Genomic DNA, 14,791 nt, shown 5'->3' on the forward strand with positions numbered 1-14,791 from the left:
ATGTTACAAACCGATATATACTAGAGATATAAACTTATGAAATCACAATTTCGACCAATCAGTGTCTTGGCGCAAAGTGAACAGAGAGGTGGCTGGCGCTCATGAGCTTGGCAACTGTTCCTCGGTACGACAGCAGCCAAATCACTACGAGAGGAGATCATGCAGTAGTGGTCGGAGCAAGCATGGCGGGTTTGATCACTGCTCGCGTTCTCAAAGATGCATTCGAGACAGTCACGGTTATCGACCGTGACTCACTTACCGACGAGCCAGTTGCACGCCGCGGGGTACCCCAAGCCCGTCATCCCCATGTGCTCTGGGAGGCTGGACGAGCGACGCTAGAGGATTTGTTTCCAGGCTATAGTGAGGATCTGCTTGCGGCAGGTGCTGTAACAATTGACGGGAAGACCGATCTCTTCAACTATACTCGTGGAGATTTTCTTGCCTCTGGAAGAGAAGAGTTCAAACTCTATTCAGCAACGCGACCACTGTACGAGCACGTGGTTCGACATCATGTTTCCGAACTCGAGCGAGTTACCATACAGTCTGGCTGCCAATTCATCGACTATCTTGTCGACGATGCAGCGACTGTCGTAGACGGTGTGGTACTCCGGAATCGCGACGGTGAGCAGGAGGATCTCCATGCAGATCTCGTTGTTGATGCCACTGGTCGAACGAGCCGAACTCCGACGTGGCTCAAGAGTCACGGGGTTAGGCCACCCATCGCTGAGGAAGTCCACGTCAATGTGACGTACAGTTCGATCTTTATTGAGCGACCTGCTGACGACCATCGGACATTCGTCGTAATGGCCGAGGCACCACGCACCCGCGGTGGCATGGCTGCCCCGGTTGAGGGTGATCGCTGGCTCGTGAATCTACATGGGGTCCATGGTGACCATCCCCCAAAAGACGACAAGAATTTGTTAGACTTTGCAGCAAGCCTTCCGACACCCGAATTGAAACAGCTTCTCAACGACCATTCCCATGTCGGTAACGAGGTCTTTCACTATCCCTTCCCAGCTAATCGCTGGTACCACTACGAAGATCTTGACCGATTCCCTGATGGATTGGTCGTTATTGGTGATGCAGTTGCGAGTTTCAATCCAATCTATGGACAAGGGATGTCGGTGGCTGCCCTCGAAGCGTTGGTGCTTCATCAGGCGCTTGCGACAGGCCATGAGGATCTTGCAGTTCGGTTCTTTGATCGTGCTGCACCAGTCATTGACAATGCATGGAAGATGGCCATTGGAGCCGATTTCGGATTCCCACAAACGGAAGGGAGTAAACCTCGTGGACTGAGCGTCTTTAATTGGTACATGTCTCGGCTGTTTCGGCGAGCGCATACCGATGGTGCACTGACCGATGCGTTCGTGCGTGTCCTCACGCTGCAAAAGCCGTCTTCGACGTTGTTACGTCCCACTATCATGTGGCGTGTTTTCAAACCGACAAGCAGCACGTAACCACGAAAACGAGCACACCTGCGTAATCGGGTAATTGGCCGTGCCCAAATGACGAGCGAGGTTGCTAAGGAATTTCTTCGAACGGAACCGCGGTCGCCGCATCGGCGACAATCCAGGATGAGAAAATGCTCTTGATACCTGTTACTGGCTGAACAAGGACGTATTCACTGCCAGAGGTGCGTTCGATAGTATACTCGAGATCGAAGAGAGGCCATGACTCAAGAGGAGCATCTGAGTCGATACTATTGCCTGATGAATGGGGGTTCATAGTAATCGTTCTCGGATTCGATGTCGCTCTTGAGCGTTGTAACCATCGTGGTTGCCGATGCAAGCCGTGACTCTCCGTGGATGCCGATATTGGTTCGCTTACTGTTTAGCAACTTCGTTCAGTGACTATCGGCGTGCCATGGATAAAAAGAGCTGAAGCGATGATTAGTTCGGTAGTTCCTTCCGATTAGTTCTTACACACGGCCAGCACGGGAAGCTACCGAGGTCGTTACAATCGCCGTCCTCCGATTCGGTATCGTCTTTGCCCTCTGTCGTTGATGGGGACTGTATATTGGTGGTCTGCGGGATTTTCGTGACTCTCATAGCTGGAATGAGAGCAACCGGGGTATCGTGACGATGAGCCCGGCTACGAGGAAGACCACCGCTGGGATTGATGCCGAGAGCGGATCGTCAACCCGAACGAGATGTGTCAGAATGGCTCCGATCATCGTTGCAGCGATCAGGAAGCCACCAAGAACACCGAGTATAGGTGCGAACACGACCCCAGCGAGGAGACCGAGACCGCCGATAACTTCGATACCGCCAGTCACCACGAGGAACCACTGTGGGTATCTGAACTGCTCAAACTGCGTTGTATGGAAGTCAGTGCGGATGAACTTCACCCCACCCGACGCCACCATAATGAGTCCAAGGAGTCCTTGTACGACGAGAATGGCTGTTTCAATTGTGCTCATAGGCATTTGTGACTAAGCCAGCAGCGAGAATCAGGATGATCCACCATATATGGGGTCGGCTATATACCGAGAAACAACTCGCCACATGAAGTGGAGACTGTATCGTCGACACTCAACCTATAGATGAGGACTTCTCTCATGAGATAGTTCACGGGACGAGTTCAGCAAAGATCGTTGCTTGAGCTTTTCGTAGGTGCTCACCTACGGTTTCAGGCCCACAGCCGAGTTCTTCACCAATATCTTTGTATGTGGCCATTCGTGGATCTCGAAAGTAGCCTCGTTTGAGTGCAACCGTCACTACTTCTTGCTGGCGGTCAGTCAATTGTGCGAACAGTTGTGTCGACGATGGATGATAGTCGCCAATGGCTTCTACAGAGAGGTCGAAAGTCTCGGGTATCTCTGCGAGCGCCGTCTGGATCGTCTGTTGCTCTCCAAGCAGTGTTACCTGCAGGTCGCCGTCTTCAGTAAAGGTCATCGGAGTATCGACAATGAGTCCGTGCGTCTGTACGATGGAGTGGAACGATGTAGCAGTCTCGCTCCATTTCTGATGAACGTATGCATAGAGACTATTGTCCACCTCAGAGATATCGTATGTGAGAACATCGGGGTGGGCGTCTAGTAGCGCCTCCGCTCGTTCGCGATTTCCGTCGAATTGGACGAGAAGCACACCAGTTCCATCATCAAGCATCCGTATGTGATCCAGTGCTCGCCGTTTCACTGCCGAGTCGCCAGCAAACGCCTGCACGATGGGATCAAATGCAGACTCTGTTGGCGTGAGAAGAATTGTCACAAATCTCATGTCGAAGAGGACAATCTGCAGCAGCAAATGGTTTTGTTGAGAGCACTGTGACTCGGGTCTGTCGATAGTCTATGACATTCGAGTACTTAGCAAATCACTCACTTCTGACGTCGGAGATACGCTGACGGTTGTTCATGCTGTAAATCGAAAGATATTGCGTGTACTACCTGTTTGGAGGAATCTTTGGAGGGTATTTTGGGATGGTTTAGCAGGCGATAATCCTATCCGATGCAGTTAATATCAGCGATAGCAATGTAGTACTATTTATGTCCCCACTTAAATGGACAGCACAATCCTTTCAAGGCATCACACTTTCCACGTTTATCTCTGCCATGTTTGCACTTGGATGGGGACTGTATGGCAGCGCTGGCTTACCAGCGCCATACGAAACCGTGGGGCAATTTGTGGTGATCGGAGTTACGCTTGCTTTGCTTGCACTTGCGTTATACTTGTATCGGAAAGCACAACAGCTGCCCACAGAGGACGGTGAGCATATGCAAAATCCGTTTACTACCCGTGCATACGGAATCTCGGTAGCACTGATGGTACTTGCATTTCCAATAGCAGGAACAATCCTAACACGCACTGGGTTTGAGAATGCCATCACGTCAGTGGTGGCAATCATTGTTGGACTCCACTTCTTTGGACTTGTTCGTGCCTTTGATGCACCGATATTTGCAGCAATTGGGAGTGCAATGTGTTTCCTTGGAATTATCTCGTTGATGGTACCGATACAAGTCATCGTGGATGGAGGGAGTTCAGTTGCACTCCGGCAGTCGATCATCGGATTTGGATGTGCACTCATCTTATGGGCTAGTCAAGTAAGAACGATACGTGAGATATTGCAACAGCGTAAGTCAATGCCGATTGAGACTAAGAAGAGATCATTATAACAATCAGCGATAAGACAGCATTTTCAACGTATATCGATGACAACACCACCGACTGTCTTACTTGCTAGCCTCCTATGAAACGATTGAAAGATACATGACCGTCGTGGGTGATTCAGATGAAAATGGGCTCGTATCTTTGCTTACTTCAACAGTTAGCTTTTGGTAGCGTCTCAGCTGCTGCTGCAAACAGAACAGCGAAGACAGCAAAGGTCGAAGAATCGATAGCGGGATCAAACGAGGGGGTAGTGAATTTGAGGATTGTGTATGCCAGGATAATGGCAAGGCAAATTATCGATCCGGCAAGTAATCCGAAGTAAGCACGGCTCTTTTCCTGGAAGCACGTTTTAAGACGCATGCTCTGCATTCTGCACCGGTATAGATAGCTGTTTTCTAGCTGAAATTGGCAGATTACTATGGCTTATGGCAGGGGATAAGAATAGAAGTCAGCGCGAGTTGCTAGCTACGAAATCAAAGAAGAGACCACGACAGTAACTAGCATTTGTATAAACTAATTTCAATTCAACCAAGTGGACCAACTCATCATTTACCGTCGCACTGAATTGCTCCCACCCGTGGTGTTCGTAAGCTTTCCAGGTGAGCACAATCGTAATTTCCTCTGTTGCAGGTTCATACTTGGTGACGCCTGCCTGTCGCTGCGCTCGGTGTGAAACCTCCCAGTGAATCGTTTGACTAGCAGACTGGGAAAGTGACTGGTAGTGACGGAACTCGGTGGTTTGGTGTTCGACCAACTGGTAAAATCGACTAGGTAGATATTTCGTGCAAAGCTACCTCTGAAAATATAGAGAGATGGAGAAACCCATCGACGACGTGTTGCCACCCGTATGGGCTGGGTACACGGCCAGCGCATGGATGGTTGTGTTTGCCGCAATGAGTTTTTACTGGGCACTCGATGGCACGGCAGGAATCAACACCGTTTCGCTCGGTCAAGAGCTTGCGGGTGACCCCTGGTTCATCACGATCCTCTGGCTCACTGGCATTTCAAAAATCGGTGGCGGAGTCCTCGCTCTTGCACTCGTTCAGTCATGGGGCCAACAGCTTCCCCGACGGTTGGTACTTATGCTCGCATGGGGAGTGAGCGTACTTCTGGTTCTCCATGGTGGTGATTTCATCATTCAGGGTGCACTCACTGAGGATGGATTCATTGGTTTTCCTGCTCCTGTAGCATGGACAACGGCCCATTGGCAGACGTTTATGTGGGGACCATGGTGGCTCCTCGGTGGGATTGTTTTTTGTGTGGCGACGTGGAACTACCAGCGACTCTCACGGTAACAAGATCTAAATAAATGCCCGAAGCGGTGGTTAATTCGGCAGTTCTTTTCGTCCCGTTCTTATGCATGACTAGTAGGGGAAGCTGTTGAGGTTATCACCCATGTACTTCTCCGACTTTTCAGTGAAAAATCACCGAACAACGGCAACTCAGGAGGAGATCTCGGTGTCGTCAAAGCAATAATTAACCTCATGCCATTCGTAGCTAGGGTGCCTCAGTCAGCTGAGGGGAGAGGGTAAAACGGTGCCAACATACATCTGCTTGGTCAATTATACAGAGCAAGGAATCCACATTGACTGTGACCGGCGCTGATAACGAGGTGAAGTGGATTCACTCAATAGATAGCGATCGAATCCACTCCGGAACGTGTCCGAGCGTGGTCCACGCATTATTCTCGCGAACAATCACCCGCCCTTCAGTTGTTCCTGCGAGCACGCGTTCGTCGGCTGCCGCCCATGCATAGACGAACTCGTCCGGTGCGCCGGGATATGGCTTGCTCTTGAACGTGGTTCCGTCGTCCGTTGATTCGAACAGCGATGCGTTCACGCTTCGTTTGTCATATCTGCTGCCCATCGGGAGGGTCGGTGGAAGCGTTTGGGCAGCAGCGTACAGGATTCCTCGATAGGAAAACGCCTCCTGAAAGTACGGCCCAGGCAACTCCGTGTCTAGTCGTGTCCATGAATGCCCGGCGTTAGTGGTTCGATAGAGCCCACCGCCGCACGAGACGACGTATTCGTCGGCGGTTACCACTAACACGTGGTGAACATCATATTGGAGATCATCCCCGCGTTCTAGCTCAAGACCCGCACGTCGCTCAGTCCATGTCTTACCATTATCATCACTAATGTGGACTCCGCCGACTTCGACACCAGCAACTACCCGGTCGGGTGCATCGACATGTACACCGAGACTCCGGACGTGTGACTTCCCTCGATGACGAGAAGTATGCCACTGGTTACGAGAGGGAAGTTCCTGGAATCCCTCCAGTTCCGTCCATGTCCTGCCTTGATCAGTCGAGACGTACATGTGAGCCGGATGCGTGCCCGCGTACAGACGACTACCGTCTGGACTGACCGCAACGACGTACACCCCCTCTTGTGGCACGCCAAGCCGATCCCATGTTATTCCCTGATCTGTCGAGTGGTACAGGCCGGTTTTCGACGCGGTGAACGACCCGTGCTCTTCGAACGTATGGACGTCAAGCGTCACTCCCGAGTCAAGTACTCGTTCGACATCGTTGAGCTCACCACTTTGCGAGCGGTAGACGCCGTCCTGCGTCCCGATGAGGACCGTCATGGGACTTGATCACGCCTCCTGAAGCTGCGCCGCCTGGGTTTCGGCCGGTTCGATTGATGCGTACTCGACAGCACGTACGCCGAGCGTCCGAACGCGTTCTCGGAGGTCCTCGTCTATGATTCCATCATCGTCGAACGCGGTACGTGTCTGCGGAACCGCCGCCTGGTACGGGAGAACCCAGGCGTGTAGCGATCTACAGACATCGCGGAGGTGAGTGAGTGCCGGCGTGGGAAACGGCCCACCCGAGACGACGAGAAGCCCGACGGTCGTGGTCTCGAACTCGTCGAATCCGCAGTAATCGAGCGCGTTCTTCAACACGCCCGAATACGAGCCGTGGTACATGGGGGTTCCGAGGATGACCGCATCGGCCTCACGGATCGTCCGTCTCACCACGCCGCCGTCTCGTGCTCCATCGATGTCGGGATCGAGTGGCGGGAGATCCAATTTCGCGAGGTCAAGCAACTCGGTTGTGCCGCCAGCTGCTTTGACGCCGACCAGCACCTCGTGGAGCGCTCGACGGGTGTAACTTGCTTCGCGTCGGCTCCCGCACACTGCGACGACGTACGGTCGTGCCTTCTCCGATGATCGACCGGCGCGTCTGAGAGAACTCATTAGGATTCGACCTCCTGGTACGTCGCCCGAGCCAAGACGGCGACGATAGTGACCGCGGCGGTCACGTGCATCACCGCGAGTGTAGTAAAGACCCTCGGCGGAGCGCCGGCCATGTCTGGTGCGAGGAACATCGCAAAGGAGAGCACCAGCGCCACCCCTGCAATGATGGTGAATGTCCGGTTCGGTCGTGCCGCGTATCGCGTGACCACTCCGTACACAAGGGTCGCCCCGATAGCGGCAACGGCTGAATTCATAACAACCGGCCACACCGCGAGCGGTCCGAACGCGCCGCCAACGAATTCAGCCGGGAATTTGACGATCGATAGTCCGATGAACAGGACGAGGACGTTCACGATGCTCACGGCGAGCAACGCTAAGAGGCCGAATTTTGCGAGTCGGAACGTACCAACGGATCTGCTCAATTCCGTGTTGTTCACGGTGGTCGTGGATACCATACTCAACAGTACAGTAGCTGTAGCAATATACTATCAAGTTAGAAGTTATGAAGCAGCTCCTCCACTGTGTAGTTACTTAGAATCTTCGAAGAAACAAGTTATGTGACTTCAGAACCCATAGTTAGGCGATGGTCGAACCACCGCAGGCAGAAGAATTCATCGAGACTATCCTCTCCAATGAGACAGCGCGTCTACCTGGATCAGAACAAGCGAAGGATGACAATCGAACGATGGCTACGCTCCTCAATCTCTTGGGAAAGAAACACACCATCGTGATCCTCCACCAATTCGCAACTGGAGATGGGCCGTTGCGATTTAGTGATCTTGAAGAGGCAGTCGACATTGCTCCAAACACGCTCTCGAATCGGCTCGGAGAACTCACGGAGGTCGGGTTATTGACGCGGCAAGCGTACAACGAAATCCCACCGCGTGTCGAATACAACGCCACGGAGAAGGCCAAAGAACTATCCCCTGTCTTCTGGTATCTCGGCGTTTGGACCGAGCGGCATGACCTCAAACCGATTGCCACCGATGACGATTGAGACACGCTAAATCTCGGCAGGGCAATTATCGATACCGCTTACTGTTCTCGGCTGTGGAGCGTATCGAACAGGGGCGTCACAAGGGGCATATATAGACGGTTAGTTCCGAATCGCTGTAATCAGTCGCCAGCCAGTGTGAACGGGAATACGCCAAGATTATTATGTTATACTAACCCATATAAGCACCCGTACCGTACGGAAACGAACGAATGCGAGACTAGGGAGGGCCGAAACGTCGGGGGTATGAGTAGGCAGCGTCGGCAAGGACCTGCGTGAGCCACTCACCGGATGACAGCGGGTCAAGGTTCGGAGCGTCGATCAACGCCGCCAAGTGATCAATCTCGTGGCCACATGGGTAGATCGTGACCGCCGTCGGGCCACGAACCGCCGTCACCATCACCTCATGACCGCACGTCGGACAGCGTTCGCTCGTCGTTCGTCGACAGCCTCCTCGACGCGCAGCGACCCACTGCAGTCGCTATAGCTGTAATCCTTGGGCTGTGTGATTCCTTCGAGCGCTGGAAGCATGCAAGTTGTCCACCGCACTCCTCGCAAATCACCCACCAGTTCGGCGATTTGAACCGTTCGCAGTGCTGGGTTGTGTCGAGCGCATCCGTCCACCGCTCGAACATTTGCCCGTGATCCGCGTCGCCGAGCTCGTAATACTGTCATGCGTGGATGAGTTCGTGGCGGACGGTTTCGCTGAATTGCTCCCACCCGTGGTGTTCGTCGGCCGTCCAGGTGAGCGCAATTGTGATTGCCTCTGTTGCAGGATCGTACGTGGTGACGCCTGCTTGTCGTTGCGCTCGGTGTGAAATCTCCCACTTGATCGTTTCGACCGGCAGGTCAGGGAAATGCTCGGTGGCAATGTTCGTTGCATGCTGCCGTGCTCGGTCGAACAGGACCGTCGGTGTCTCGGGAGTATCGTCGGTCGCAGCGTTCGCGCTTTCGGTGAGCGTTCGCTGGTCAGTGATGTCTGAGAACATCAATTGGCGTGTCATGGATAAAAGAGCTGAAGCGATGGTTCGTTTGGCAGTTCTGTCCGTCCCGTTTGCACGCATGGCTAACACGGGAAACCACCGAGACCGTCGCAGTCACTGTCTTCGGGGTCGGCATTGTCTTCACTCTCCTCGACGGAAATACGTTGAGCGTCCCGTCGTCGATTGCGGTTTCGACGGCGGCCATATGTTTGCAGTAGGCGTTCCAGTGGACGTAATACGGGCAAGTGCAAGCCATCAGTTTCTCGGTCACGTCGTTGATGGAGACGGTGTACTGGTGGTCTTGGGGTTCTCGTGGCTCTCGTTGGTGACTTCGACGAGTCCAGGGGCATCGACGTGGGAGAAAAACTGTTCGGCCGGTGGGCATTGGTGTGCCATCCAGCAACAGTACAAGTTATAAGAGATTCTCCGCGTAACATCCGACTACAGCAAGAAGTCAGTATCGAGTAGGAACACTATCCATGGTCGCGTTCTCTCCTTGGTGATGAACTGGTCGTAGCATTGTGAATCCAAGACGGCTGTGGGACGTGAGTACTACCAGTCTTGGTAAAGCGAGCGGTTCTCCTTCCGGACACAGTCCGGTTGTCCACTTGACCAGTGTAGGTGAGCTGGTATTTATGAATCACGCCCCAGCGATCAATGGTCGCTGTCAGTGATGCGTTTGTCACGGTCTGTAGGCCGAGATAGTTTGCAAAAATCGCCGGACTATCGAGTCGTGTCAGATGTATGTGGTAGCGAGGAGGGGATGAATTCGGAACCTCCGTGACTGTGAAACCGTGAGTGTGATTGAACGCACTCAAAACAGTATACAAATACTCACGAGAAGTGAACGTGGTAAGCACCGGGGTTTCAGAACGATTGTAAACTCTCATGGTCGTGTTATTCTGTGCGATATACCTCTGATAGACGGCATTGCTCGTTCCATAGTACTCGTAGCGCTGTAATGAAGAATTGGCAAAAGTCAGTGATGATGTGGGATATTGGATTCGTGAATAGAAGTGGGAACCCTTGGAACCACGTCGTATTCGGCTGTGAAACCGATATCGCACTGTCCCATTCGAATATCGCTGGACACTGGTCTGTGTGACAGTGTAGGAGTCTTCTTGGAGAATTCGTTCATGTGCCTCTGTAAGTGTGCTGAGGTCAGTCACCCCTTGAGCAGTCAATCCGGGGGCAAGTTGCCCCTGTAGAGTTGACGTAGTCGTCGTTTGAGGGCCGGGTTCCTGAATGAGAGAATTACAGCCAGCGGTGACACAGAGGCAGGCGACGAGGAGGAGGGCGAACCAGCGGTAGGAGATGACCATTGAATGTATGTATTTGTGACAAGATGGCTTAAATCCACTGAATCAGTGGACGAAAGTCGGATCGAGAAAAACAGAGGAGAATAAGCGAGTACTGAAGACTACAGACGAATAAGCGCGATACGTGCGGCCAGTCTGCAGAGAAGGCTGGCGATATTCTTCGGGTGATTCGAGAATCCGAGTTTTCTACGGTAGAACGCCCGCGGCATCAGTACGTAACTTTAGCAGACATTCCACCGCGTGTCCGAGTTTATCGGGAAAGATGGCCCAATATTCGTCATGCTGTCAGTCGGAATCGTGTTAGCCATGGGTCAAGCCCGGTAGCGAGAAGCGCACCGACGATTGCACCCAGTATATCCGCTATCCAGTCGAAAACCGATAGGTCGCGGCCCACAACCCCTTGGATAATCTCAACCCCACCACCGTAGAGGGAGACGACGGCGATGCTAAGAACAATCGTTGTGACCCACCGGTCTCGCGGGACGAGAGCAAAGGTGACTGTTCCAGCGAGACAACAATACGCAAATGCGTGCCCGTATTTGTCCAGGCCCATGAGACCAAAGGGGCCTATCAAGGCCTCTCCTGGCGCACGTGGGGCGACAGACATCACGAAGATGGCGACGGCGATGACAACTGCTGGCAGCCAGCGAACCTGATAGCGCATACGGCTTTTAATTACCGGTCGGTGTAGTGTTTTTCGTCTTGGGACTCTCTTCAGAAAAGATCCTTGTGAAAACACTGACGGGCCTCAAGTACGAAGGACTCAGAGAATTGGGCACAGTTCGATCGGAATCGGACTATGAGCCCACACGGATGACGTTCCACGTAGGTGCCCCCAGAATCGATTTACGCAAGACCGAATCGAAATCCATTGTGATCGGCAAATCGAGGAATACGCGGCCGTGACGTCCGCCGCATGCGCTTGCGCTCGGTCGAGCAGGGCGCTGTGTCGTCGGTGTGTTGACGCGTTCGGTTGAACCAGCCGCGCTTTCGCTGAGCACTCGCTGGGCACCATCAGACAGCGTTGTTTGGCGTGACATAAATAGAAATAGTGAGCAGGTTAGCAGCAGTCGGTGAGAGCACCCTTCCGGGTGGCTTCTGTGCCACACTCCTCACACTGCCAGTATGTTAATCGACGTTGCCGTACGTGTCGTAGCCAGTGTACGGGCCACTGATATGGTCGTCATCCGATGGGAATGCGTCGAGCGTCCCATCGTCAGTCGTGTTTTCGACGCCCGCCATGTGCTTGCAGAATGCGTTGCGATGAACACAGTACGGGCAGGTGTAAGCCATTGGTTCGTTCAACACGTCATCAATCGAGGTGATTTGTTAGTAGTCTATAGGAAGCTTATTCCTCCTCCAGTATTTGGCCTATTTAGAGATTAGGAGAGCTCTGCACGAGTGAATCGCCAATAGCCGAATACTAGCGGCATGATTAGCCAGAGCAGCAGGACGACAAAGCCGAACCAACCTTGCTGCCAGAATACATCAGCAGTGCTTGTCTGGCTCGCGGAATTCACTAGTGTATATGCAGCGTAAAACGCTTGTCGAGGATTAATCGAATTAATGAATGAAATGATATCCATCTGGACGATTTGTGAGCCGATATTGAAGTAATCAAGGCCAAGTGCGAGAACGATATTCAAGATATCCCACAACATAGTGAACAATACTACAAGTCCAAACCCGATCGCGACGACAATATTCTCGGATGATAGTCCAGCTGAGAGGCCAACACTGATACTAACGAAACTCGCTCCGAGAAAGATTGCGAGAAACGCAAACAGGAGGTAATCCACTATCGGTAGAGGCGCACCGAGTGCAACGATTACAACCCCACTGGCAATCAAGCCAATGACTGTCGCTACTGAGACGATAGTAGCTCGACCGATGAATTTACCGAGCAGAACGTCTGTTCTCGTATGAGGCAGTGAGAGGAGTAATTTCAAGCTTCCCGAGTCGCGTTCACCCACAACTGATCGATAGCCGGAAAGAATCCCAACTGCAGGGAGGAAAATTGCTGTCGGAGTTGTGAGCGATAGAATAATCGCGAGTTCATTTGCGTTTTCCACTTCGTACGTGTTCGTTACTTTCACAAAGAAGTACGACGCTCCAGCAAAGAACAGCACGAATAGTGCAATTAGTGAAAGAAGGCGCCGAGAACGAGCAGCATCTCGAATATCCTTTTTTGCCACGGCGATCCAACTCATGCATACACCTCCTGCCGCTCTGTGACGGCGGCAAACACGTCATCGAGTGACGACTCTTCAGTGGCGATGTCATTGATTTCTACGTCTGCTTCTCGAATAGCATCGATGACAGCAATTTTAGATCCATCTGCTATCGTGACCACTATTGTCTCGGGGTGCTCTTGAACTTCAATGACCCCTGTGCAGTTTCGTGCTGCCGTGAGTGCATTGGATGTCGTTTCCGAGACAGAGAGTGTAAGGATGGATGCTGTCTCGGTCGATTGACGAAGTCCCTGAACAGAATCTTGTGCGATCAATTTACCATTTTGAAGGATCCCAACGCGATCGCAGACCGCATCGACCTGCTCAAGAATGTGACTCGAAAAGAAGATCGTCGCACCACGTCGATTTTCTTCAAGGATAATTTCTCGCATTTCACGGGCGCCATTCGGATCGAGGCCGGTAGATGGCTCATCGAGAATAATCAAATCGGGTTGGCCAACGAGTGCTATACCGAGTGCAAGGCGTTGGGCCATGCCTTTTGAGTATCCTCCTGCTTTTCGATCTGCTGCATCAGCGATGCCGACTCGCTCTAAGATCGCCAACGGATCATCCTCCGCATGCTTTGATTCGATGGCGAATTCGAGGTGCTGACGACCAGTCAGTCGATCATATACCGAGAAGGCGTCCGGAAGAACACCAATTTGTTGGCGAATAGTAAGGGAGTCTGTTTGAGCATCGTAGCCCATGACTTTCGCGTGTCCAGTAGTTGGCCGAATAAAATCGAGGAGAATATTGATCGCGGTCGATTTTCCGGCCCCATTTGGACCGAGAAACCCAAATATTTCTCCGTGTTCGACCGTGAGATCAAGTTTGTCTAACGCAGTAAAACTGCCAAACTGCTTTGTGACATTTGAGAGTTCAATTGCAGTCATTGCAATTAGACTATAGAACGAGTATCTATTGGTCCCCTATGACAATTTTCTACCCCAGAAAATCATCATTCAAGGTATTTATCCTATTCAGTCGATGATCGTCGTCGGAAGCAGAACAATTAGGAATCCACATTACGTTCTTACTAGAAATCCATGTGAATGAGGGTGGATTAACAGAAGAACAGTGAGTTAGCGTGAGGATCGCAATCTAATAGGTAGACAATTATCGATCGAAAACGGGCTGATGAGAAAGGTCCGTATTGAGACTTCGACAGTAAATACGAGTAGACACACTCAGATAGAGAAATGTAATTATAGTTGAAATGACTATCAAACCAACATCAGAGATGAGTGGAGGAGCGAGAATCGGCACAACGACAGAGACCAGACAGAGAGCGATAATGAAACCAGTGGCGAGGAGTGCCAAGAAAAGCAGATTCTGAGAGGCGAGTTTCCAGCTGCCAATACACGCTCGGAAGATGTTCCTATCTCGTATCGCAATTTCATGGGCAATGAAAATCAGTCCGGTGAGGAGAATAATTGCGGGTGTGAGAAGGATAATACCTCCAATTACGGCTACTCCTATACCAATGATCGAATGAGAGAGCGTTGCCACAGTAGCGGTTCCAAGTAAGTAAACGAGACCAATTCCGAGAATAACTGTGAGTAGTAAACCGAACGTAACAATGCATATCGAGAGCCAGATCGCTAGATAGCTGTGAGTTATGGCCCACCCCATTCGATGAAAGAGAAACCGATCTGGGATATAGTTATCATAATTACTCGCGAAGGTACGAATTGCAACGATTTGTATAGGAGTAGTAATTGCAGTCGTAAGTCCAAGCGTGATAAAAGTCGCAGACAAACTCACGATTAGCGGGACCTCAGCTGAGGGAGAGAATGTCTGGGCGTTGCTGGTGGCTATGAGTGCTGAATCCGTTTGTAGTGGGAGATATGAGGATGATGCAACCGAAGTTAGTCCGGTGAGGAAAAGAGTAATCAGAAGATAGCCACTCATCAGTACGAGACCATTACGAGTCGTCAAACGTGAAATGCCTTCGCGG

At 51.8% G+C, this 14,791-nt stretch carries 15 protein-coding genes; 4 read left to right on the forward strand and 11 right to left on the reverse strand.

The features are described from left to right. The first annotated feature begins 101 nt into the window (after window positions 1-101). The gene (locus ACGYLY_RS27535) at window positions 102-1,457 is read left to right on the forward strand and encodes an FAD-dependent oxidoreductase (RefSeq protein WP_395285981.1); all 1,356 of its coding nucleotides are present in this window, start codon (window positions 102-104) and stop codon (window positions 1,455-1,457) included. 587 nt (window positions 1,458-2,044) lie between these two features. On the opposite strand, the gene ACGYLY_RS27540 is transcribed toward ACGYLY_RS27535, so the two are convergent. Beyond that, window positions 2,045-2,419: a DoxX family protein gene (locus ACGYLY_RS27540; protein WP_395285980.1), complete on the reverse strand. Its 375-nt coding sequence runs from the start codon at window positions 2,417-2,419 to the stop codon at window positions 2,045-2,047. A gap of 148 nt (window positions 2,420-2,567) precedes the next feature. Next, window positions 2,568-3,218: a helix-turn-helix domain-containing protein gene (locus tag ACGYLY_RS27545; RefSeq protein ID WP_395285979.1), complete on the reverse strand. Its 651-nt coding sequence runs from the start codon at window positions 3,216-3,218 to the stop codon at window positions 2,568-2,570. Between the two features lie 266 nt (window positions 3,219-3,484). On the opposite strand from ACGYLY_RS27545, the gene ACGYLY_RS27550 reads away from it, so the two are divergent. Beyond that, window positions 3,485-4,111 carry a hypothetical protein gene (locus ACGYLY_RS27550; protein WP_395291314.1) on the forward strand — a complete coding sequence of 209 codons (627 nt, stop codon included), beginning with the start codon at window positions 3,485-3,487 and terminating at the stop codon, window positions 4,109-4,111. Window positions 4,112-4,918: 807 nt separating this feature from the next. Then, entirely contained in the window at window positions 4,919-5,401 is a 483-nt protein-coding gene (locus ACGYLY_RS27555) for a DUF3995 domain-containing protein (protein WP_395285977.1), read from the forward strand. Between the two features lie 328 nt (window positions 5,402-5,729). Here the strand turns inward: ACGYLY_RS27555 and ACGYLY_RS27560 are convergent, their stop codons facing one another. From ACGYLY_RS27560 to ACGYLY_RS27570, 3 genes are read right to left on the reverse strand one after another with little or no spacing between them, the layout of a single operon-like run. Beyond that, window positions 5,730-6,695, reverse strand: coding sequence for a WD40/YVTN/BNR-like repeat-containing protein (locus ACGYLY_RS27560; protein ID WP_395285976.1), 966 nt, complete (start codon window positions 6,693-6,695; stop codon window positions 5,730-5,732). Between the two features lie 9 nt (window positions 6,696-6,704). Continuing rightward, entirely contained in the window at window positions 6,705-7,307 is a 603-nt protein-coding gene (locus ACGYLY_RS27565; RefSeq protein ID WP_395285975.1) for an NADPH-dependent FMN reductase, read from the reverse strand. After that, a complete protein-coding gene (locus ACGYLY_RS27570; RefSeq protein WP_395285974.1) occupies window positions 7,307-7,762 on the reverse strand; it encodes a DUF6069 family protein in 456 nt (151 codons plus the stop codon). Before ACGYLY_RS27570 ends, ACGYLY_RS27565 begins: the two co-directional genes overlap by 1 nt. Window positions 7,763-7,890: 128 nt before the next feature. Between ACGYLY_RS27570 and ACGYLY_RS27575 the strand changes: the two genes are divergently transcribed. Continuing rightward, on the forward strand, window positions 7,891-8,304 hold the full coding sequence (locus ACGYLY_RS27575; protein WP_395285973.1) for a winged helix-turn-helix transcriptional regulator: 414 nt from the start codon (window positions 7,891-7,893) through the stop codon (window positions 8,302-8,304). A 396-nt stretch (window positions 8,305-8,700) separates the two neighbouring features. Here the strand turns inward: ACGYLY_RS27575 and ACGYLY_RS27580 are convergent, their stop codons facing one another. The 6 genes from ACGYLY_RS27580 to ACGYLY_RS27605 all read right to left on the reverse strand — a co-directional run bounded on the left by ACGYLY_RS27580 (window position 8,701) and on the right by ACGYLY_RS27605 (window position 13,727). Next, window positions 8,701-8,832 (reverse strand): hypothetical protein, encoded by a 132-nt coding sequence (locus tag ACGYLY_RS27580; protein ID WP_395285972.1) that lies wholly within the window; start codon window positions 8,830-8,832, stop codon window positions 8,701-8,703. Window positions 8,833-8,972: 140 nt separating this feature from the next. Further along, window positions 8,973-9,305 (reverse strand): SprT-like domain-containing protein, encoded by a 333-nt coding sequence (locus ACGYLY_RS27585; RefSeq protein ID WP_395285971.1) that lies wholly within the window; start codon window positions 9,303-9,305, stop codon window positions 8,973-8,975. Next, on the reverse strand, window positions 9,271-9,669 hold the full coding sequence (locus tag ACGYLY_RS27590) for an SWIM zinc finger family protein (protein ID WP_395291315.1): 399 nt from the start codon (window positions 9,667-9,669) through the stop codon (window positions 9,271-9,273). Before ACGYLY_RS27590 ends, ACGYLY_RS27585 begins: the two co-directional genes overlap by 35 nt. Window positions 9,670-10,880: 1,211 nt before the next feature. Continuing rightward, entirely contained in the window at window positions 10,881-11,267 is a 387-nt protein-coding gene (locus ACGYLY_RS27595; protein WP_395285970.1) for a VanZ family protein, read from the reverse strand. Window positions 11,268-11,985: 718 nt separating this feature from the next. After that, entirely contained in the window at window positions 11,986-12,813 is an 828-nt protein-coding gene (locus ACGYLY_RS27600; protein ID WP_395285969.1) for an ABC transporter permease subunit, read from the reverse strand. Beyond that, on the reverse strand, window positions 12,810-13,727 hold the full coding sequence (locus ACGYLY_RS27605) for an ABC transporter ATP-binding protein (RefSeq protein WP_395285968.1): 918 nt from the start codon (window positions 13,725-13,727) through the stop codon (window positions 12,810-12,812). Before ACGYLY_RS27605 ends, ACGYLY_RS27600 begins: the two co-directional genes overlap by 4 nt. Window positions 13,728-14,791: the final 1,064 nt, after the last annotated feature.

It is taken from the genome of Haladaptatus sp. CMAA 1909, from assembly GCF_043952005.1.
Classification (GTDB): domain Archaea; phylum Halobacteriota; class Halobacteria; order Halobacteriales; family Haladaptataceae; genus Haladaptatus.

Coding starts and splice junctions, on each gene's coding strand:
- ACGYLY_RS27570 (WP_395285974.1), bottom strand. CDS start 7,762: ATGGTATCCACGACCACCGTGAACAACACGGAATTGAGCAGATCCGTT.
- ACGYLY_RS27555 (WP_395285977.1), top strand. CDS start 4,919: ATGGAGAAACCCATCGACGACGTGTTGCCACCCGTATGGGCTGGGTAC.
- ACGYLY_RS27565 (WP_395285975.1), bottom strand. CDS start 7,307: ATGAGTTCTCTCAGACGCGCCGGTCGATCATCGGAGAAGGCACGACCG.
- ACGYLY_RS27590 (WP_395291315.1), bottom strand. CDS start 9,669: ATGCCCACCGGCCGAACAGTTTTTCTCCCACGTCGATGCCCCTGGACT.
- ACGYLY_RS27585 (WP_395285971.1), bottom strand. CDS start 9,305: ATGACACGCCAATTGATGTTCTCAGACATCACTGACCAGCGAACGCTC.
- ACGYLY_RS27550 (WP_395291314.1), top strand. CDS start 3,485: ATGTCCCCACTTAAATGGACAGCACAATCCTTTCAAGGCATCACACTT.
- ACGYLY_RS27575 (WP_395285973.1), top strand. CDS start 7,891: ATGGTCGAACCACCGCAGGCAGAAGAATTCATCGAGACTATCCTCTCC.
- ACGYLY_RS27595 (WP_395285970.1), bottom strand. CDS start 11,267: ATGCGCTATCAGGTTCGCTGGCTGCCAGCAGTTGTCATCGCCGTCGCC.
- ACGYLY_RS27545 (WP_395285979.1), bottom strand. CDS start 3,218: ATGAGATTTGTGACAATTCTTCTCACGCCAACAGAGTCTGCATTTGAT.
- ACGYLY_RS27535 (WP_395285981.1), top strand. CDS start 102: ATGAGCTTGGCAACTGTTCCTCGGTACGACAGCAGCCAAATCACTACG.
- ACGYLY_RS27540 (WP_395285980.1), bottom strand. CDS start 2,419: ATGAGCACAATTGAAACAGCCATTCTCGTCGTACAAGGACTCCTTGGA.
- ACGYLY_RS27605 (WP_395285968.1), bottom strand. CDS start 13,727: ATGACTGCAATTGAACTCTCAAATGTCACAAAGCAGTTTGGCAGTTTT.
- ACGYLY_RS27600 (WP_395285969.1), bottom strand. CDS start 12,813: ATGAGTTGGATCGCCGTGGCAAAAAAGGATATTCGAGATGCTGCTCGT.
- ACGYLY_RS27560 (WP_395285976.1), bottom strand. CDS start 6,695: ATGACGGTCCTCATCGGGACGCAGGACGGCGTCTACCGCTCGCAAAGT.
- ACGYLY_RS27580 (WP_395285972.1), bottom strand. CDS start 8,832: ATGCTTCCAGCGCTCGAAGGAATCACACAGCCCAAGGATTACAGCTAT.